Consider the following 20,527-nt stretch of genomic DNA (forward strand, 5'->3'; position numbering starts at 1 on the left):
ACCGGAAATGATGCATAAAAAATCCGGAAAAGTAAAATCTTCCGGATTCGTATCTTAATTGATAACTTGTAAACCTATTTTAGGACTAGTCAAAATAAAATTTTTACTAGAATTTTCCAGCATGTTTGTCATTCTGACGAAGGAAGAATCTAAACTATAATATTTTACCTCTCGCAGATTAAACTGATTTAGCAGATGATTATGTTTAAAAAGATCTGCGTAATCTGCAAAATCAGCGAGAAAGATTACTACGAAGTAAACTTCTTGAAAACCAAAGTAGCATTATGCCCTCCAAAACCGAAAGCATTACTTAAAGCAAACGTAATATCTTTTTCTTTAGCTTCACCAAAAACAATATTTACGTCTTTCGGAATATTCTCATCAATATTATGAAGATTAATTGTTGGTGGAATAATTCCTTGCTCAATTGCTTTTATAGAAAGAATGGCTTCTGCTGCTCCAGCTGCACCTAATAAGTGACCAGTCATTGATTTGGTAGCGCTGATATCAAGGTTTTTGCTTCCTTTGAATAATTTGTTAATTCCTTTTAATTCAACCAAATCTCCCATTGGAGTAGAAGTGGCGTGAGGATTAAGATAATCAATATCCTCGATATTTGCTCCCGCTTCATTTAGTGCTAATTGCATTGCTTTAATTGCTCCAACACCATCTGGATGAGGTGCTGTCATGTGATAAGCATCGGCTGTCATCGCTGCACCAACTAATTCTGCATAAATTTTTGCCCCTCTTGCTTTAGCATGCTCATATTCTTCAAGAATCAAAGCTCCTGCACCTTCACCCATTACGAAACCATCTCTGTTGGCGTCATAAGGACGACTTGCTGTTGCAAAATCATCATTTCTTGTAGACATTGCTTTCATAATAGAAAAACCTCCTACAGAAGCCGGAGTGATAGCTGCTTCAGAACCACCACTTACAATTACTTTCGCTTTTCCTAATCTGATATAATTAAAAGCATCCATTATCGCTGTATTCCCTGTAGCACAAGCTGAAATCGTGGTATAATTAATACCCTGAAGACCAAATTTCATGGAAATCATTCCTGATGCCATATTGGCAATGAATTTCGGAACGAAGAACGGATTAAACCTTGGGGTTCCATCTCCTTTTGTAAATTCCATCACCTCACTTTCGAAAGTCCACATTCCGCCTTGTCCTGTTCCCCAGATGACACCGGTATCGAATGGATCCATATTTTCCAGTTCAAGCCCTGAATCTTTAAGAGCTTCCGCACTAGAATACATTGCATATTGTGAAAACAGATCACTTCTTTTAATTTCCTGATGTGTTAAATGTGCTTTTGGATCAAAATTTTTAACCTCACAAGCTACATGTACCTTAAATTTTGCGGTATCGAAATGGGTAATTAAGTTGGCCCCACTGACACCATTAATACTGTTTTGCCAAAAATCTTCGACATTATTCCCCAAAGGTGTAACTGCACCTAGTCCTGTAATGACAACTCTTTTCATATTAGTTATTGATTTTAAATAGATTAGAGGTTCCCCTTGCAATTAAACGCGTCTTATCTGCGTTCCATATTTCGCATTGTGCGTTTACAAATTGCTTTCCTCTTTTAATGATTTTCGTTTCGGCTACAATATTATCATTTTCTTTTGCAGTGGAGAAATAATCTATGACATTATTGATAGTTGTGATGAAAGAATTTTCATTTAGGGAGAACATTGTCGCTCCAATGATGTCATCAACAATAGCTGCGGTCACTCCGCCATGAAGATTTCCTATCGGATTTAGCCATTCTGGCCTTACCTTATATTGAAACTCCAAATGTCCTTCTTCCACAGAAAGTACGATGGGGTTGAGCCATTTCATAAAAGGAGAAGGAGATTGGGTAAATTCTTTTCCGATGAATTGTTTTAATTGTTCTAATCTGTCCATTTTTCAGTTTTATTTTTCTAAGATCATCGTTACGCTTTGTCCGCGGGCAGCGCAGATGGAAATAAATCCTTTTCCGCTTCCTTTTTCGTTCAGTAATTTTGCCAATGTACCAATGATTCTTCCGCCTGTTGCTGCAAAAGGATGGGCTGCGGCAAGACTTCCGCCTTTTACGTTTAATTTGGTTCTGTCGATTTTTCCTAATGCTTTTTCTAATCCGAATTTCTTCGCAAGATCATCATTCTCCCAAATTTTAATGGTGGCTAAAACCTGTGCAGCAAAAGCCTCGTGAATTTCATAATAATCAAAGTCTTCTAAACTCATTCCTGCTTTTTTAAGCATTCTGTCTGCAGCGAAAACGGGAGCTAATAATAAGTTTTGTTTATTTTCAACATATTCAATTCCTGCGACTTCTGAGAATGTGATGTAGGCTAAGATGGGAAGATTATTAGCTTTTGCCCAATCTTCACTTGCCAATAAAACGGCAGAAGCTCCATCGGTAAATGGAGTTGAATTTCCGGCTGTCAGCGTTCCGTTTTGTTTATCGAAAGCGGGTTTTAATGAAGCTAATTTCTCCAAACTTGTATCACGACGAAGGTTATTGTCTTTATCTAAACCAAAAGCGGGTGTGATCATATCATCAAAAAATCCTTCGTCATAAGCTTTAGCCATATTTTGGTGACTTTTAAAAGCTAATTCATCCTGATCTTCACGGGAAATCTGATAATATTTTGCGGTAATTTCTGTGTGTCCGCCCATTACTAAACCTGTTTTGGGTTCTTGTCCTTTGTAGGGAATCGGCATCCAGTCTTTCAGTGTTGGACTTAACAAGTGTTTTAGTTTTCCAAAAGCAGATTTTTCTTTGTTGGCTTTCAACAATGCTTTTCTTAATCTTGGTGAAGATTCAAACGGGATATTGCTCATCGCTTCAACCCCGCAGGCAATTCCACTTTCGATTTGGCCTAAGGCAATCTTATTTCCGATGTAAATAGCTGCTTCAATTCCTGTATCACAAGCTTGCTGCAAATCACAAGCAGGAGTTGCAGGATCGAGTGAAGTATTCATCACTGTTTCTCTGATGAGGTTGCTTTCAGAAATATGTTTGATGACAGCCCCGCCTGCCACTTCACCTAAAAGTTTTCCTTTTAAGTGATAACGATCAATAAGCCCATCCAACGCAGAAATCAATAAACTTTGATTGTCTGCATCTGCATAAGCGGTATTCATTCTGGCAAAAGGAATTCTGTTGTATCCTACGATTGCTACTTTTTTTGTTTCCATAGCGTCAATTTTATGATGGAAGGAGTTTTAGTTCTTTGTCAATCATTAATAAAATCCTGTCTAAAGCAAGGTTGAGGTATTTTTCATCATCTGTTGTTTTGGAAAGCAGAATGCCTCCTTCAACGATCATGATAAATAGTGCCCCGTATTCTTCGGCATTGATATGTTGATGAATCTCTTTCTTTTGCTGTCCCTGCACAATAACAGATACAATTTTTTTAATCCAAATTTCGAAGGATAACGAAACCTGTTTTTGTAAAGCGGGAAAAGTATCATCAGCTTCAGTAGCGGCATTCATTAACGGGCATCCACCACTTTCAAAAACCATTTTCCAGCTTTTTCTGTAGAAGTTAACAAAGGCATTAAGTTTATCAATAGTGGTTGGGAATTCATCACCTAAAGATCTTGTCATACTTTTTGCCAGTAAACTTGAGTTGTATTTATAGACCTCAAGAGCTACTTCGTCTTTATTTTCAAAGTTTCCGTAGATGCTTCCCTTTGTTAATCCTGTAGCTTCTGTTATGTCGGAAAGCGACGTAGAAGTATAGCCCTTTGTGTTAAATAAAGAGGCTGTTTTTTCAATAATAAATTGTTTTGTCTTTTCTGCTTTTGACATTTCCTGTAATGAAATTATGCTGCAAAGATACAAAAATATACCAAGTGGTATATTTTGTTTTAAAAATAAATCTGAACTGTTGGATAAGCTCAGATTTAATTTTTTTATTAACCATTAAGATTTGATTAAGTCATTAAGATTATTAAGGATTCGCAAGCGAATTTAAAGTTTATCCATTCCCTTAATTTACTTATCTTCTTAAAAAAGACCTTAATGATTCATTTTTTTATTTAAGCCAAAGTAGCAGTCAAAGTAATTTCAAAATTGAAAGCTGCACTTACAGGACATCCTTCTTCAGCAATTTTAGCAAACTTTTGAAACTCTTCTTCTGAAAGTCCCGGAACTTTTGCAGTTAAAGTTAATTCAGATTTTGTAATTTTTCCAACGGTTGGATCAAGTGTGATTACTGATTTTGTAACCAATTCTTCCGGAGTAAAACCAGCTTGAGAAAGCTCTGCGCTTAGTTTCATAGTAAAGCATCCTGCGTGAGCTGCTGCCAATAATTCTTCTGGGTTTGTTCCTACTCCGTCAGCAAAACGGCTGTTGAAAGAATATTGAGTTTCGTTTAGCGTTGTACTTTGAGTGGTTAAATGTCCTTTTCCTTCTTTGATGTTACCGTTCCAAACGGCTGTTGCGTTACGTTTCATAATGTTTTGTTTTATTTAATGTTGTTTGTTTTTGATGATACAAAGATATAGAGGTTATTAAGCAGAATAAATAGATAAAAAGACCTAAATATTGTACTTTTTTCCCGAGGTGTAGTTTTTCTTGAAATTAACGGGAGTGTTTCCAATTTTATTAGTGAAAAGCCGATTGAAATAAGCCGGATCTTCGTAGTCTAAGTCGTAAGCAATTTCTTTAACAGGTTTATCGGTATAGAATAGCAGCCTTTTAGCTTCCAGTAAAATTCGATTGATAATAAACTGATTGGGTGAATCCAGATGTAAGCTTTTAAATTTATGGGTTAATGTTTTCGGGGCCAGGTGAAGCAATTCTGCATAATCGGCCACATTGTGCTTCTCTCTGAAATGGATTTCCAGATGTCTGCTGAAATCTCTGAACACATCCAATTCATTACTCGGAATTTTTACGGTGTCGTTATCCAGATTTTGTTTTTTCCATTTTCTGGTGGCGCGGATAATGACTTGTTTTAAATAGGTTCGGATCATTTCTTCGCTGGAAGATTCTTTCCATTCTAGCTCTTCTTGGATGTTTTCAAATAAGTTTTTAATGATCATTGATTCAGAATCATCAAGATCAACTTTCGGAATTTCAAAGATATTATGGAAAAGCAAACCGTCACAAGCTACTTCCTTATCATGAATTTGGATGCAATAAAAATCTCTGTTGTAATAAAGAAGTGAAGCCGCTTCAGCACTTCCGTTTTTAATGTCAAAATATTGATAGGTAAGAAAAAATAGAGTAGGAGCTTCTGTTTTGTAATGATTGAAATCTACAGTCAGTTCATATCCTGCAGGAACTAAAAGTATTTTTATATAAGGTTGAGATTTTATTTTGTTGATGGTTTCAAGATTTTCGTTAGAAAATAGATTGAGTCCGAATTTTTTATAATTGTCTTCAAAAACCAGATCTTGTAATCCCATAGATTTACTTTAAGTTTAAAGATACAAAAAAGCATGATTTTAATACATTAAATTATTGAAAACTATTGAACTGAAAAAGGATGGATAGGATTCTTAAAAAAAATAAAAGAATACCTCCCTAGATTGATATTATTTTAGCATTTTTACAAAGATTTGTACTGTTAACCCTTTTTCCCAAACTGCTATATGAGCGAATTAGAAAATATTCTGAGAGAAATAACTCCACTATCTCCCGAAGATAGCTTTCTTGTGTTTGACCGTATTAAAGCATCATTTGATTACCCTTATCACTACCACCCCGAGATTGAAATAAATTTTGTTTACAAAGGAAAAGGATACCGCAGAATGATTGGTGATCATACAGGCGAGATTGGAGATATAGAGTTGGTTATCGTAGGACCAAATCTTCCGCATTGTTGGGCTAATTACAAATGTAAGAATAGGAAAACCCACGAGATCACAGTACAGTTCAATCAGGATTTTTTCAATCAATCATTGATGGAGAAAAATGTATTGAAACCGATTAATAAACTGATAAAAGAATCTATTAGAGGAATTTTATTTTCAACAGAAACAGCTGAAAAGCTAAAGGATTCTTTTCTCAATTTGTCTAAAATGAACAGTTTTGAATCTTTTATTGAAATCTTGAAGATTCTTAATGAGCTGGCTGTCGCAGAAGATAAAACATTTTTATCATCTTACAGTATTGATTTGGAGACCTTTGCTGATAATGATAAAATGAAAATTGTTCATGATTTTGTACACAAAAATTTTGAAAATAAAATAACACTGGACGATGTTGCATCGCTTGTAAATATGAGCAATGTGACTTTCAACAGATTTATCAAAAAAAGAATTAGTAAAACGTTTGTAAATTATCTTAACGAAGTAAGAATAAGTTATGCCGCCCGATGGCTTATGGAAAAAAATCTAACGGTTTTTGAAATTGCTTTTGAGGCAGGTTTTAATAACATTGCTAATTTTAATAAGGTCTTTAAATCCATCAAGAAAACAACGCCTACAGAGTTTAGGGAACAGTTTAAAGGGGTGAAAAAAATTGAATAAAAAGTCTCACTTCATAAAATTATCTATAGAAAATCCGGATTTCAAGATCCGGATTTTTTTGTTAAAAAGTGAAATAAATTTCTTGGATTTAACCCCTTAAAATTCAGTGTATCTATTTGTAAATAAGTTCAATATGATTCTTTCTAAAATAGAAATGAAATAATAATATCATTTTATGACAAAATAGTATTATATCTGACTGGTAACAAAATTTAGATTTGCTAATGTGAATTAAATCTTAAGAAAACTTTAAATTATCTGATGCATAAAGAGCAAAGTATTGCTAAAAAAATAAGAAAATTTTGTATCGAATGCTAAAGTGATGTGATTGATTCTCAATTAAATCTAACTAATCTAAGCCTTATGAGAAAAGCAGTTATACCGGTTCTATTAGTTCTTTCCTTTTATTCAAATGCCCAGGAGAGGAAAACAGCCGACACCAACAAGACAACCGATATTCAGGAGGTTGTTGTCACTTCTTTGGGGATAAAAAAACAAGCCCGCTCGCTGACGTATTCTAGCCAGCAGATTGGAGGAGATGAACTGACTGCGGTAAAAACGCCCAATCTTTTAAATTCTATCAACGGAAAAGTTTCCAATGTACAAGTCAACAGAACGAACGGGGTAGGAAGTTCCGTAAGGGTGATTATGAGAGGGAACAAATCGGTATCCAACACTCAGCCACTGTATGTAATCGATGGAATTCCTATTGTGAATGGTACAGGGAAGTCTGCAGATATTGGACAGTACTCCAATATGCCGGATCCCGGAGATGTACTGAGCTCAATTAATCCGGATGATATTGAAAGCATGAACTTTTTGAAAGGAGCTTCTGCTTCTGCATTATATGGTTCTGCCGGAGGAAACGGAGCTATTTTGATTACCACAAAAAAAGGACGTGCAGGTAAAAGTACTATTACTTACAGCACCAGCCTCACGGCGGACAGAGCGTATAGCCTTCCAAAACTGCAACACAGTTATTTGTCTTATGACCCATCTGTCTCAGGACAGCAGCCTGGAGAATCTGTACAGAGCTGGGGTGCAAAAGGAGCATCTAAAGATTATCTTAAAGATTTTCTGCAAACAGGAACTACATGGGTAAACAGTCTTTCTTTCCAGTCTGGGAATGAAAAATCTACCAATTATTTTTCTGTTGGGAATACCACAAATAAAGGAGTGGTTCCTATGTCATATTTTGATCAGTATAATGTCTCTTTCAGGAATTCTAGTAAGTTCATGGATGATAAGTTGACATTAGATGCCAACTTCATTGGTTCACTGCAGGAAAGTAAAAATAGACAAACGCCAGGAGCATCTTTTTCGCCCTTGACAAGTTTGTACTGGTTACCAAGAGGAGTAGACTTTGATCAATATGGACCCGATAATTATTCTTATATAGATAAAACCAGATTTTTACCAGCTCAAAACTGGTGGGAGGTTAACCCAGACGGAAGCTTTAAAGGAAATCCGGTAACGCAAAATCCTTATTGGATCTTAAACAAAAATCCGGTTACTGTAAGCAATAAAAATGCCTATGGAGCACTTGCGTTGTCTTATCAGATCAATCCATGGTTGTCTGCAAGAGTGAGAGGGAACTATAGCTGGAATATATCAGACAGCCAGCGTGATATTGCTGCTTTCTCAGCACCTAGTTTATTGGCGGGGGGAAAGAATGGTAGAATTCTTAAAAATGTATATGAAAATTCTTCTACCTATGGCGATGTTTTACTTATCGGTAGTCCTAAGCTAAATGAGTTTATTTCTTTGGATTTTACAGTAGGAGGAAGTATCAATACGACAAGAAATAAGATAACACAGATTGATAATGCATATCTGGCAAATCCGAATCTTTTTACTCTGAATAACCTTCAATGGAGTACAAACAGATCACCTGGAGATGGTTATCATTACATCTATACCAATATGAAAAGACAGGTGCAGTCGGTTTTTGCAAGTGCATCTGTTGGATACAAAAATATGTTCTATGTAGACATGACTTTCAGAAATGACTGGGATTCTAGTTTAGCGCTAACCGGAAGAACAGGATTTGATTATGAATCTGTAGGAGCCAATGCTATATTATCATCCATATTTAAGCTTCCGGAAACAATTAATTTCTGGAAAATAAGAGGATCTTATGCAACTGTTGGGTTGGGATTGCCTGCAAATATCTCAAATTCAATGGTTGAGTTCAACAAAGCATATTCTTACGGAGTAGATGCAGGAACGATTGTATATCCTAAGAGTTCTTTCATTACAGATCCTAATTTTAAAGAATTGTTTCCAAAACCCGAACTTAATAAAACTTTTGAAGCGGGTACAGAGCTAAGAATGTTGAATAATAAATTAAGTTTTGATATTACCTATTATAATTCCAATACGAGTAATCAGTTGTTGGAAACCAAAATTGCTTCCAATTTAGGAGGTATTCCTACAGGATCCTATTACATTAATGCAGGAAAGATACAAAATATAGGTTTTGAATCTTCTTTATCTTATAAAATTTTCAATACAGAAAAATTTGGATGGACTACGTCATTGAATGGATCTGTGAATAAGAACAAGATCGTTGAGCTATTCCCATCAAGGTTGAGTATTTCAGAAGAGCAACTTTTCTCATTGACTGGAGGGGGAGAGTATACAAAACTTAAACTGGGAGGGTCTTTCGGAGATCTTTACGGAATTAAATTTAAAAGAGATGAGCAAGGACGTATTTTAGTGAATGAGAAAGGGATTCCATTAGCAGAAGACACTCCTTCTTATTTGGGTAACCCGAACCCTAAATTTATTTTAGGATTTAATAATACTTTTAATATTGGCAAATTAGGAATCTCTTTCCTTGTTGATGGTAAATTTGGGGGTCAGGTTCTTTCTCTTACTGAAAAAGCTAATGATTTATATGGGGTAAGCCAAGCTTCTGCTGATGCAAGAGATGCCGGAGGGGTATCGATTCCAAATGCGGTATATGCACCAGGAACTCCAAATGCAGGACAGGCTTATACTGGTTTAACAGATCCGAAAGATTATTATCAAAAAGTAGGAACTACTGAAGGATATGGAAAAGGAATTGACGAGGCCTATATGTACAGTGCCACAACGGTAAGATTACGTCAGGCTTCTATTTCATATACTTTTGATATTAAGTCAAAATACATGAGAAATGCAACGGTAAGTTTAGTAGGAACCAATTTGTTTTTCTTCTATAAAAAGGCACCGTTTGACCCTGAACAGGTATCTGGAAATACACCTGGTGGGGTTGGGGTAGATTCATTTGGATTACCAGTTAACCGATCTGTCGGATTATCATTAAAAGCTAACTTCTAACTTTTACAATTAAGAAAATGAAAATCAATACTATTAAAACATTGGTGTTCGGTACTGTAGTGCTGTTTTCGATCTCAGGATGTACCAATGACTTTGACCAATATAATCAGGAAAAACTGGGCGGACCTGAAAATTTTTACGCAGATTTTATTGCCGTTGTTGATCCTATGAAATCCATGCAAAGAGGTTTGCAGGCAGATTATCAGCTGTATCCCAATTTGAGTGCAGATATGTACAGTGGAATGTTCAGTACTGCATCTCCATTCAATGGAGGAGTAAATAATCTTACCTACTCTATGATGGATAACTGGAACAACAGAATTATTGCTAGGCAACAGGATATTTTCAACTATTCTATCATTATTGATAATGCTGCGAAAGTAATCTATGAAGGAGTAGATTTTACGGGAACATTTGCTGTTAAAAAAATTCTGAAAGTTATTACAGCAGCAAGAGTTTCAGACAATCATGGGCCCGTGGTATACAGTAAATATGAAAAGCCAAATCCTAACGGAACAACAGATTTTGACTCTCAACAAGATGCTTATAATTATTTTATCACTGACCTTACTGCAGCGATTACTGATTTACAAAAAGTAATTGCCACTTCAGCAACACAAAACGTAGAAGATAAATCTTCACTAAAAAATGCTGATTTGGTATATGGTGGAGATATGGTAAAGTGGGCAAAATTTGCCAATTCTCTTAAGCTGAGATTAGCCATGAGAATGAGCTACGCTGACCCTGTGAAGTCTAGACAATATGCTGAAGAAGCTCTTGCATCGTCGGCAGGATTGATTACTGATAATGCTGATAATGCATTAATCAGTGTAGGTCAGTCTGAATTAAGTTTTATTATCTATTCTTGGGGAGACTGTTTGATAGGTGCACCTTTAATGGCTTATATGAACGGATATAAAGATTCAAGACTTTCTGCGTATGCTCTTCCGGCAACAGATAGTAGTGTTCAGGGAAAATATATAGGAATACGTCAGGGAATTGATTTATTAAATGGTAAAACAACCTATGGTGGATTTTCACAACCACAGGCCAAGTCTGCAAACGGAGATTATTTTTCGGCGACTGATGGTAAAATGAAATTATTTACTGCTGCAGAAACTTATTTCCTTAGAGCTGAGGCTGCCCTGAGAGGCTATACAGGAGCTGGTGATATGAAGATGAATTATGAATCTGGAGTTCAGCAGTCTTTTGGTGAATGGGGGAAAAGTGCCAACGTTGCAGCTTATCTTGCGAATACCACTGATACCGAAGCTCCTTATATCGATCCAAAAAATGCAGATAATAATGTAGCTGCTGGGAACCCTCAGTTAAGTACAATTACCATTGGTTGGAATAATACAGATACAAACGAAAGAAAATTAGAAAGAATTATTACCCAGAAATGGTTGTGTCTTTATCCTAACGGACCTGAAGCTTGGGCAGAACAGAGAAGAACAGGATATCCTATTCTCTTCAAAATAAGAAAAAATGATAGTGGCGGATTAATCAGTACGGATGCTATGATCCGAAGAATTCCTTTTACTATTGATACTAAAACATCACTTTATAATTATCAACAGGCTTTACAAACGCTTAGCGGACCAGATACCGGAGCAACTAAGCTATGGTGGGATAAGAAATAATTAATCAAAATCACTCAAAATATAGAGACATCTTAGGAATCGGATTTTTATTTGATACTTTCATTTCGGTAGGAGAGGGAAACCTCTTAGTATATAGTTTCATTTTAGCCGGGATGAAATAGTAAGATGTCTCTTTTCATTTAGTATTTTAGTTTTAAGCATGATAAAAAACAACTCAGGAAACCGTCTGGTAAATCCTATCCTCTGGATCTCGACCTTATATTTTGCAATGGGAATGCCATTTGTAACCATTAATGCCGTATCCGGAATTATGTATAAGGATATGGGGATTTCAGACTCCAAAATTACTTTCTGGACAGCGCTTATCATGTTCTCATGGACACTGAAACCGTTGTGGAGTCCTTTTCTGGAGATTTATAAAACTAAAAAGTTCTTTGTTGTTTTTACCCAGTTTGCGATAGGAATTCTTTTTGCGCTCGTTGCCTTAAGCCTTCAGTTGCCCGATTTTTTTAAATACAGCATTGCACTTTTTGCGGTTGTTGCATTTTGTGGAGCAACGCATGATGTGGTAGCAGATGGAACTTATATTGGTTTTCTTACCAATAAAGAACAGGCAAAATATATTGGCTGGCAGGGCGCCTTCTACAATTTGGCAAAGATTATTAGCAGTGGAGCATTGGTGTATTTCGCCGGAGTTTTAGAAAAAACAAAAGGGGTTACCCATGCATGGATGCTTATTATGGGGATTTATGCATTGTTATTTTTTGCACTGGCTGTTTATCATTATTTCATCTTGCCAAAAGAAGAGAGAGAAGTACCAAAAGAAGAAAAATCAGCTAGGAATGTCCGTAAAGAATTATTGGAAGTTATTACCTCTTTCTTTACAAAACGAAAAATAATATGGTCTATCCTGTTCATTATTCTATATCGCTTTGCGGAAGGTTTTGCCATAAAAATTGCGCCTTTATTTTTTAAAGCGCCAAGATCTTCTGGAGGATTAGGATTATCTACTTCAGAAATAGGACTAATTTATGGGACGTATGGCTCAGCCGCATTTATTTTAGGATCTGTGTTGGCGGGTTATTTTATTTCAGCCCGTGGACTAAAAAAATCGTTGATCTGGCTGTGCTGCGCTTTCAATATTCCATTCATTGTATATGCTTTATTAGCGTACTATCAGCCGGTTGATCTTTTACCGGTAGGTGTTGCTGTTGTGGTAGAATACTTTGGATATGGGTTTGGTTTTGTAGGGCTCATGCTCTATATGATGCAACAGATAGCACCTGGAAAACATAAAACAGCCCATTATGCATTTGCCACCGGTATTATGAATCTTGGGGTGATGATTCCGGGAATGTTCAGCGGGATGATCAGCGACTGTATAGGATATAAAATGTTTTTCATCTGGGTTTTAGTAGCTACGATTCCGGCATTTTTAGTGACATTATTTGTTCCGTTTCCCTATTTAGAAAATCAAAAAGAACAAGAGATCAATCAATAAACAAAATTAAATAAAAAGTAAAAAATACTTTATGACAGCTCAATCAGTAATGATCCCTTGGCAGGATCGCCCGGAAGATAGCAATGATATTATGTGGAGGTTCTCCGAAAACCCGATCATTAACAGATATGCAATACCAACGTCGAACAGTATATTCAATAGTGCCGTAACTTCTTTTGAGGACGGATTTGCAGGCGTATTCAGATGTGATAACAAAGCCGTGCAGATGAATATTTTTGCAGGTTTCAGTAAAGATGGAATCAATTGGGAGATCAATCATGATCCTATTGAAATGATGGCCGGAAATACTGAAATGATAGAATCTGACTACAAATATGATCCTCGTGTCACTTTCATAGAAGACCGTTATTGGATTACTTGGTGTAATGGATATAACGGACCAACTATCGGAATTGGTTATACTTTCGATTTTAAAGAGTTTTTCCAGTGTGAAAATGCTTTTCTGCCATTCAATAGAAATGGAGTGCTTTTCCCTGAAAAAATCAATGGTAAATATGCAATGTTGAGCCGTCCAAGTGATAACGGACACACTCCTTTTGGAGATATTTACATCAGCTACAGTCCTGATATGAAATATTGGGGAGAACACCGTTGCGTAATGAAAGTAACGCCTTTTGAAGATAGCGCTTGGCAATGTACCAAGATTGGTGGTGGCCCGGTTCCTATTAAAACAGAAGAGGGATGGTTACTTTTCTATCATGGCGTAATTAATACTTGCAGAGGTTTCAGATATTCAATGGGAGCAGCATTGCTGGATCTTGAAGATCCTACAAAAGTACTGTATAGAACGAAGCCTTATTTATTGGCTCCTGCAGAATCGTATGAGCTAACAGGAGATGTGCCGAATGTGGTTTTCCCTTGTGCTGCATTAACAGAAGGAGATAAAGTTACCGTGTATTATGGCGCTGCCGATACGGTGGTGGCTATTGCCTTCGGATATATTTCAGAAATAATTGATTTTATGAAAAAGAACTCAATCTAAGTCAGTTAGAATTTTTTACGGAATATGTAGATCAACTTATTTTTTTTCGAGTAAAGATCTTTGTTTTGGTTTTCATATTTTTAGACAAATTTTTATATTAAAAAGCCCGATATACCTATCATGAAGAAAGAATTGCTTATCTATTTTTTTACCGCTCTGCTCTCTACGGGGCATGCTCAACAACAGAAGAATGATGTTCTTTCTTGGGTAGATCCGTTCATCGGAACAGGTGGCCATGGTCATACTTTTCCAGGAGCTACAACGCCATTTGGAATGATTCAGTTAAGTCCGGATCAGAATACAAAAAGTGGAGATTGGGACTGGTGTTCAGGATACCATTACAGCAGTAAGACGATTATGGGATTCAGTCATAACCACCTTAGTGGAACAGGTTGGGCAGATCTTGGTGATATTCTGGTAATGCCAACTGTGGGTGCCTTAAAGATGACGCCGGGTACAGAAGACAATCCTGAAACAGGCTATCGCTCAAAATTCAGCCACGAAAGAGAGACTGCATCACCGGGTTATTATTCTGTGATGCTAGACAGCTATGGAATTAAAGCAGAATTAACAACTTCTCCAAGGGTGGGTTTTCATAAATATACCTTTCCAAAAAGTGATGAATCTAATATCATTATAGATCCTACGAACAAAATTTTTGGAAATATTTACCATACATTGGTAAGTATAGAAGGAAATAATAAAATTAAAGGATATTGCTACAGCAATGGCTGGGGAGGAAAGCGCTTTGCTTATTTTGTTATGGAGTTTTCTAAACCGTTTAAATCTTATGGAGTATATGCGGAAGGAAAAATAAAAAGCAATGAAAAAATGGCTTTGGCTAAAGATGCTAAAGCGTATGTGAAATTCTCTACGGAAGAGAATGAAAGTATTGAGGTGAAAGTATCTTTATCTCCCGTAAGCATAGAAAATGCACAGGAAAATTTTGATACCGAAGCAAAAAATGTAGACTTTGCTCAAGCGAAAGAAACGGCACAGAAGACATGGAGAGATCTTATCAGTAGATTTGAGGTAACAGGCGGAACAAATGACCAAAGAAAAATCTTCTATACAGGGGTTTATCATACATTTATTGCTCCTAATCTTTATATGGATGCCAACGGAGACTATGTGGCAGCACAGGAAAATATGAATACCAAGTGGTTTACTAACTACAGTACCTATTCTTATTGGGATGGCTTTAGGGCTACTCATCCTTTGTTGACCATTATGGATCAAAAACATACGAAAGAATTTGCAAACTCTTTAATCAGCCGATATACAGATCGTAAAGATCATATGCCGATCTGGGAACTTTGCGGATACGATAATTTCTGTATGCTTGGCTATCACAGTGTATCGGTAATCTGGGATGCTATTTCTAAAGGAGTACCGGGTATTGATGAAGAAAAAGCATTTGCAGCCATGAAAGATGCTTCTTTAACCGATAAAATGAGCAGCAGTGATGGAGGCGGAGGTCTTAATGACTATATTAAATTAGGCTATACTCCTTCAGAAAACGGAGCTTCTGTTTCTGCCACGCTGGAATATGCTTATGATGACTGGTGTATCCAGCAACTTGCAGAAAAGCTGGGCAAAAAAGACGAAGCAGAAGTGTATAGAAAGCGTTCTATGAGCTTTTTAAATACTTTTAATAAAGAAAATAATCATTTCTGGCCAAAACAGAAAAACGGAAAATTCTTACCGGATTTTGTCTTGAACGATTGGAAAAAACTTCAGCCACACTGGGTTTCAGGAAATATCTGGGCGTATGATTTCTTTGTTCCTCATAAGATTGATGAAATGATGGACTTATACGGAGGAAAAAAAGGTTTTGAAAATAAATTAGATAAAACCTTTACCGAAGCCCTTAAAATGGAGGGAGAACAACACGTAGATATTTCAGGATTCATTGGTTCTTTAGGATTTGGAGATGAGCCGGGACACCACGTTCCTTATCTTTACAACTATGTGGGAAGTCCTTATAAAACGCAGAAGATGATCAAATTCATCCGTGATAATATGTACGCTGCAAAGCCCGACGGAATCGTAAACAATGAAGATTGCGGACAAATGTCGGCATGGTATATTTTCTCTTCATTAGGATTCTATCCGGTGACGCCTGGTAAGCCTGTGTATGCAATCGGAGCGCCTCAGTTTCCGAAAGCTTCTCTTAAATTAGAAAATGGAAAAACTTTCACTGTGATTGCAGATAAAATTTCTGATAAAAATATCTATGTTCAGAAAATGTTCCTCAATGGTAAAGAATATAAAAGCTGGGAACTTAATCACAGTGACATCATGAACGGAGGGGAACTGAGATTTGTGATGGGAAATAAACCTGTAAAATAAGATTAATAAAAAATAACGTATCAATGGAAAGGAGAAATTTTATTAAAACAAGTGCACTGGCAGGAGCCGGATTACTGTTTACTCAAAATATTTTTGCGAAAAATCTGGTTCTGGATGGCTTCCCGGTTGTTCGAGTGGCGAAGGATAAAAGACATTTTACCAGCGAATCAGTAGAAGGTGCAATTTCAGCTTTTAAAAGTAAAGTTAAAAATAAAGAATTAGCTTGGCTTTTTGAAAACTGTTTTCCAAATACATTAGATACAACTGTTTTTTATACTGAAAATAACGGTAATCCGGATACGTATGTGATTACCGGGGATATTGATGCCATGTGGCTTAGAGACAGTTCTGCACAGGTTTTCCCTTACCTGCAGTTCTCAAAGAAAGATGAGAAACTTCATAAACTGATCTCCGGAGTAATCCACAAGCAGACCACCTTTATTCTGAAAGATCCGTATGCCAATGCTTTCTACAATGATGACCAGAAAATAAGCAAGTGGAAAGAATATGATCACACCGATATGAAGCCTGGGATCCATGAAAGAAAATGGGAGATAGATTCATTGTGTTATCCTATTCGTTTGGCGTATCATTTCTGGAAAACAACAGGAGATATAAAACCTTTCGATGCCAATTGGTTACAGGGGATTAAACTTACTTTACAGACTTTTACCGAGCAACAGAGGAAAAAAGATTTAGGGCCGTACAAATTCGAGCGTACAACAGCTTGGGCTACAGATGGTGTTCCGATGGGAGGATATGGCTATCCTACAAAACCGGTTGGATTAATCAGTTCTATGTTCCGTCCAAGTGATGATGCTACCATTTATGGATTCCTGATTCCATCTAATTTATTTGCAGTGGTAAGTTTACGTCAGGCTGCAGAAATGGTTTCACAGATCAAAAATGAAAAAGCATTGGCTCAGCAGCTTAACAATCTTGCAGATGAGGTAGAGGGCGCGATTAAAAAATATGGAATTTACGATCACCCTCAATACGGAAAAATATATGCTTTTGAAGTTAATGGCTTTGGAAGTTATAACCTGATGGATGACGCCAACTGCCCAAGCTTACTAGGATTGCCTTATTTGGGAGCTGTAAAATCTGATGATCCTGTCTATGTTAATACCAGAAAATTTGTTTGGTCAGAAAATAACCCATTCTTTTTCAAAGGTAAATTAGCAGAAGGTATTGGAGGTCCACACATTGGCCTTGATATGATCTGGCCGATGAGTATCATTATGAAAGCGTTGACTTCCAAAGATCAAACTGAGATTAAATGGTGTATCAACACATTACAGAAAACTCACGGAGGAACAGGCTTCATGCACGAATCATTCAATAAGGATGATGATAAAAAATTCACCAGAGAATGGTTTGCATGGTCAAACACCTTATTTGGGGAGTTATTATGGAAAACCTTCAACGAAAATCCGGAGCTATTAACATAGCCCTTTAATAAAGCATTCTTCCATTTTTCTTTAGATATCTTACTGCAAAAGTAGGATGTCCGGATAGAGGTATGCTTGATTTCAAAACCAAGAAACAACAAAACAAATTATATTATGAGAAAAAAATCCGTTTTTATTACCCTTCTTGCTCTGGCCCTTCAGGGAACTTTAAAGCTTAGTGCACAGCAACTTAATCCGGTAGGAATATGCTATGTGGAAGTGAATAACAACAATATGTTGAATGCTGGGTCTTATACTTTGCAGAACAGCGGAAAACAGCTTTTTGATGTGGCCATTATTTTTGCGGCTAATATTAATTATGATGTTTCCAAAAACAGAGCGTACATCTCGAACAATAACAATGTTACCAAAGTATTGAATGATGTAAATACCTATGTAAGACCTTTGCAGCAAAAGGGAATAAAGGTATTGCTGGATCTATTAGGAAATCATCAGGGAGCCGGTATTTCTAACTTTCCGAACCGTGAAGCAGCTAAAGATTTTGCTTTACAGATTGCTAATACCGTTTATACATACGGTTTGGACGGGGTGGATCTGGATGATGAATATGCAGGTTATGGAAATAACGGAACAGGTCCTGCGAATAGCAGTTCTTTTGTTATGCTTTTACAGGAACTTAAAAGTGCAATGCCCGATAAGTTAATCACATTTTATTATCTGGGGCCTGCAACCACAAGACAAAATTATAACGGAGATAAAGCCGGAAATTATATAGATTATAGCTGGAACCCATATTATGGTACTTACAGTGCTCCTAGTGTATCGCCTCTTGATAATAGTAAGCTATCAGCGGCTGCAACGTGGATTCAAAACACGAATTCTCAGTCTACTTCTGTGGCTACATTAACAAGTCTGGCAACCAATACAAAGAACGACGGGTATGGAGTATTCATGTGGTACGATTTGGGTGGAACTGATGTTGCAAGCTACCTAAGTACAGGATCAAATATTCTTTACAGTGAAAATACACAACGCAGTGGAGCTCTTTACTCATGGTCACAAGGGCAAGCCTGTGATCCGCCACTTGGGTTGGAAATGACCAATGCTACCGGGACTACTGCTAAACTAAATTGGACTGCCAATGGTTCTCAAACCTATAATATCGATTATAAAGCAGCCAATTCCACGACATGGACGAATGTGGCAACCAACTATTCCGGAAGCAATGTCGTGATCAATAGCCTTGCCCAGAATACGGATTATGACTGGAGGATACAATCTAACTGTTCTTCAACATTAACGAGTACTTACCTTTTTGCACCGAGATTTAATTCTGGAAACGGATGCGCTACTCCAACAGGTTTGGTGGCATCAAATAACCTTGGAACGACTACCCAATTGTCATGGGATGCTGTGGGAACTGCTTCTACTTATACCTTACAATATAAAACGGCAGCAGCAACTACATGGAATGTGATTCCAAATATCTCAACCAACACGTATAGCCTTCAGAACTTAACGGCTAATACCAGTTATGTATGGAAAGTACAATCATCTTGCGGAGGAACAAATACCAGCATTTATTCAGCGGATACCGCATTTAACAGTGGTTTTGCACCTGTGGTAAGCCCAGGCCCAAGAGCACTTTCTTTTAATGGAAGTACCCAATATCTTAATGCAGGGCAATTTAACCTTAGTGGAAATGCATTAACCTTTGAAGGATGGGTAAAAGTAAATGCATTCAAAACCGGTTTCCCTTATATTTCATCAGTTCTAGGAATTGAAGTAGGGGATAGTAATTCGGCAATGCTAAGATTTGGGGATGGTAACCTTGCTAATAACAAATTACAGTTTATATTAAGTTTTGGCTCATCTCAGGTAAAGCTTAACAGTAACACAGGGCTTAATACCAATACATGGTATCACATTGCAGCAACATATGACGGTGCATCAATGAAGCTTTATATCAATGGTGCTTTGGATGCAAGTGCTTCTAGTTCGGGTAATTTTACAGCAAATGGGATTCTTTATATCGCTAGAAATTATGATAATTCACGAGCTTTAAATGGATCTCTGGATGAATTCAGAGTATGGAAAAAAGCATTAACCCCTCAGGAGATTTTAGATAATAAATGTAACGTTGGGGCAAGCTCAACTGGTCTTGAAGCCAACTGGAAAATGGATGAAGGAAGTGGAAACGGAGCGTTGGATGCCACTTCAAATACTCATTTTGCGAGCTTGATCAGCATGTCAGATACCAATTGGAAAACAGATGTCCCTTGTATAGCTTCATTATCTACACAGGATATTAAGAATGGTGAGTTAAGTAAAGAGAACAATGTGTATCCAAATCCGGTTAAAAGAGGGAATGACATTCATTTCAAAATCAATAATAATACTGCGGAAGAAATTGCTTTGTATGATATATCAGGAAAGCTGATTAGAAAAGAAAGCGTAAATAAAAATGATGTTATCATGAATACTCAAAATATATCTACAGGGACTTATCTTTATAAAGTAACATCAAAAAATAGCCAGATTGTATCATCCGGTAAAATAATCGTAGAATAAATGAGGGTTCAACTAAAAAGGTAAATGATTATCCGCAATTTGATCTCATTGAAAATCTTTGTGAACTTTGCTGAGTGGAACGCCATTGCGAACTAAAAAATTAACGGCATTATTTGCAAAAAAACTTTGTGGTCTTTGCGTTTAAAAAATACTAGTAAACCAGACATTTAAAAAAGTAAAACAAATTAAATAGTAAAATAGAGAGACAAAAAAAGCAAAAATGAATTCCAAAAAGGATGATTATCATTCTGTGTTATTTATTTTTGCTTTTTGTTTG

Annotated in this window: 14 protein-coding genes; 8 read left to right on the forward strand and 6 right to left on the reverse strand. The window is 36.6% G+C overall.

All coding sequences use genetic code 11. The annotated features are described in order from the left end of the window. Positions 1 to 248: 248 nt before the first annotated feature. The 6 genes from fabF to BUB80_RS08035 all read right to left on the reverse strand — a co-directional run bounded on the left by fabF (position 249) and on the right by BUB80_RS08035 (position 5,418). Positions 249 to 1,493, reverse strand: a complete 1,245-nt coding sequence (fabF, locus tag BUB80_RS08010; RefSeq protein ID WP_073292416.1) for a beta-ketoacyl-ACP synthase II — start codon at positions 1,491 to 1,493, stop codon at positions 249 to 251. A gap of 1 nt (position 1,494) precedes the next feature. Next, a complete protein-coding gene (locus tag BUB80_RS08015) occupies positions 1,495 to 1,920 on the reverse strand; it encodes a PaaI family thioesterase (RefSeq protein WP_073292417.1) in 426 nt (141 codons plus the stop codon). Positions 1,921 to 1,929: 9 nt separating this feature from the next. After that, a complete protein-coding gene (locus BUB80_RS08020) occupies positions 1,930 to 3,198 on the reverse strand; it encodes an acetyl-CoA C-acetyltransferase (protein WP_073292418.1) in 1,269 nt (422 codons plus the stop codon). A 10-nt stretch (positions 3,199 to 3,208) separates the two neighbouring features. Further along, positions 3,209 to 3,814, reverse strand: coding sequence for a TetR/AcrR family transcriptional regulator (locus tag BUB80_RS08025; RefSeq protein WP_073292419.1), 606 nt, complete (start codon positions 3,812 to 3,814; stop codon positions 3,209 to 3,211). 230 nt (positions 3,815 to 4,044) lie between these two features. Further along, positions 4,045 to 4,461, reverse strand: a complete 417-nt coding sequence (locus BUB80_RS08030; protein WP_073292420.1) for an OsmC family protein — start codon at positions 4,459 to 4,461, stop codon at positions 4,045 to 4,047. 84 nt (positions 4,462 to 4,545) lie between these two features. After that, a complete protein-coding gene (locus BUB80_RS08035; protein ID WP_073292421.1) occupies positions 4,546 to 5,418 on the reverse strand; it encodes a helix-turn-helix domain-containing protein in 873 nt (290 codons plus the stop codon). A 186-nt stretch (positions 5,419 to 5,604) separates the two neighbouring features. On the opposite strand from BUB80_RS08035, the gene BUB80_RS08040 reads away from it, so the two are divergent. The 8 genes from BUB80_RS08040 to BUB80_RS08075 all read left to right on the forward strand — a co-directional run bounded on the left by BUB80_RS08040 (position 5,605) and on the right by BUB80_RS08075 (position 20,250). Further along, positions 5,605 to 6,483: a helix-turn-helix domain-containing protein gene (locus BUB80_RS08040; RefSeq protein WP_073292422.1), complete on the forward strand. Its 879-nt coding sequence runs from the start codon at positions 5,605 to 5,607 to the stop codon at positions 6,481 to 6,483. Positions 6,484 to 6,846: 363 nt separating this feature from the next. After that, entirely contained in the window at positions 6,847 to 9,807 is a 2,961-nt protein-coding gene (locus BUB80_RS08045) for a SusC/RagA family TonB-linked outer membrane protein (RefSeq protein ID WP_083547119.1), read from the forward strand. Positions 9,808 to 9,824: 17 nt separating this feature from the next. Next, positions 9,825 to 11,450, forward strand: a complete 1,626-nt coding sequence (locus BUB80_RS08050; protein ID WP_073292423.1) for a SusD/RagB family nutrient-binding outer membrane lipoprotein — start codon at positions 9,825 to 9,827, stop codon at positions 11,448 to 11,450. A gap of 160 nt (positions 11,451 to 11,610) precedes the next feature. Next, positions 11,611 to 12,912 carry an MFS transporter gene (locus tag BUB80_RS08055; RefSeq protein ID WP_073292424.1) on the forward strand — a complete coding sequence of 434 codons (1,302 nt, stop codon included), beginning with the start codon at positions 11,611 to 11,613 and terminating at the stop codon, positions 12,910 to 12,912. Positions 12,913 to 12,943: 31 nt separating this feature from the next. Continuing rightward, positions 12,944 to 13,915, forward strand: a complete 972-nt coding sequence (locus BUB80_RS08060; RefSeq protein WP_073292425.1) for a glycoside hydrolase family 130 protein — start codon at positions 12,944 to 12,946, stop codon at positions 13,913 to 13,915. Between the two features lie 120 nt (positions 13,916 to 14,035). After that, positions 14,036 to 16,267 carry a GH92 family glycosyl hydrolase gene (locus BUB80_RS08065; RefSeq protein WP_073292426.1) on the forward strand — a complete coding sequence of 744 codons (2,232 nt, stop codon included), beginning with the start codon at positions 14,036 to 14,038 and terminating at the stop codon, positions 16,265 to 16,267. 23 nt (positions 16,268 to 16,290) lie between these two features. Next, a complete protein-coding gene (locus tag BUB80_RS08070; RefSeq protein WP_073292427.1) occupies positions 16,291 to 17,718 on the forward strand; it encodes a glycoside hydrolase family 125 protein in 1,428 nt (475 codons plus the stop codon). A 114-nt stretch (positions 17,719 to 17,832) separates the two neighbouring features. Further along, a complete protein-coding gene (locus BUB80_RS08075; protein WP_073292428.1) occupies positions 17,833 to 20,250 on the forward strand; it encodes an endo-beta-N-acetylglucosaminidase H in 2,418 nt (805 codons plus the stop codon). Positions 20,251 to 20,527 lie beyond the last annotated feature (277 nt).

The sequence above is a fragment of the Chryseobacterium polytrichastri genome, assembly GCF_900142445.1.
GTDB lineage: Bacteria > Bacteroidota > Bacteroidia > Flavobacteriales > Weeksellaceae > Chryseobacterium > Chryseobacterium polytrichastri.

What these genes read in the sequence shown, in the direction of transcription:
- fabF (WP_073292416.1), bottom strand. Translation starts at nt 1,493, where the DNA reads ATGAAAAGAGTTGTCATTACAGGACTAGGTGCAGTTACACCTTTGGGG.
- BUB80_RS08015 (WP_073292417.1), bottom strand. Translation starts at nt 1,920, where the DNA reads ATGGACAGATTAGAACAATTAAAACAATTCATCGGAAAAGAATTTACC.
- BUB80_RS08020 (WP_073292418.1), bottom strand. Translation starts at nt 3,198, where the DNA reads ATGGAAACAAAAAAAGTAGCAATCGTAGGATACAACAGAATTCCTTTT.
- BUB80_RS08025 (WP_073292419.1), bottom strand. Translation starts at nt 3,814, where the DNA reads ATGTCAAAAGCAGAAAAGACAAAACAATTTATTATTGAAAAAACAGCC.
- BUB80_RS08030 (WP_073292420.1), bottom strand. Translation starts at nt 4,461, where the DNA reads ATGAAACGTAACGCAACAGCCGTTTGGAACGGTAACATCAAAGAAGGA.
- BUB80_RS08035 (WP_073292421.1), bottom strand. Translation starts at nt 5,418, where the DNA reads ATGGGATTACAAGATCTGGTTTTTGAAGACAATTATAAAAAATTCGGA.
- BUB80_RS08040 (WP_073292422.1), top strand. Translation starts at nt 5,605, where the DNA reads ATGAGCGAATTAGAAAATATTCTGAGAGAAATAACTCCACTATCTCCC.
- BUB80_RS08045 (WP_083547119.1), top strand. Translation starts at nt 6,847, where the DNA reads ATGAGAAAAGCAGTTATACCGGTTCTATTAGTTCTTTCCTTTTATTCA.
- BUB80_RS08050 (WP_073292423.1), top strand. Translation starts at nt 9,825, where the DNA reads ATGAAAATCAATACTATTAAAACATTGGTGTTCGGTACTGTAGTGCTG.
- BUB80_RS08055 (WP_073292424.1), top strand. Translation starts at nt 11,611, where the DNA reads ATGATAAAAAACAACTCAGGAAACCGTCTGGTAAATCCTATCCTCTGG.
- BUB80_RS08060 (WP_073292425.1), top strand. Translation starts at nt 12,944, where the DNA reads ATGACAGCTCAATCAGTAATGATCCCTTGGCAGGATCGCCCGGAAGAT.
- BUB80_RS08065 (WP_073292426.1), top strand. Translation starts at nt 14,036, where the DNA reads ATGAAGAAAGAATTGCTTATCTATTTTTTTACCGCTCTGCTCTCTACG.
- BUB80_RS08070 (WP_073292427.1), top strand. Translation starts at nt 16,291, where the DNA reads ATGGAAAGGAGAAATTTTATTAAAACAAGTGCACTGGCAGGAGCCGGA.
- BUB80_RS08075 (WP_073292428.1), top strand. Translation starts at nt 17,833, where the DNA reads ATGAGAAAAAAATCCGTTTTTATTACCCTTCTTGCTCTGGCCCTTCAG.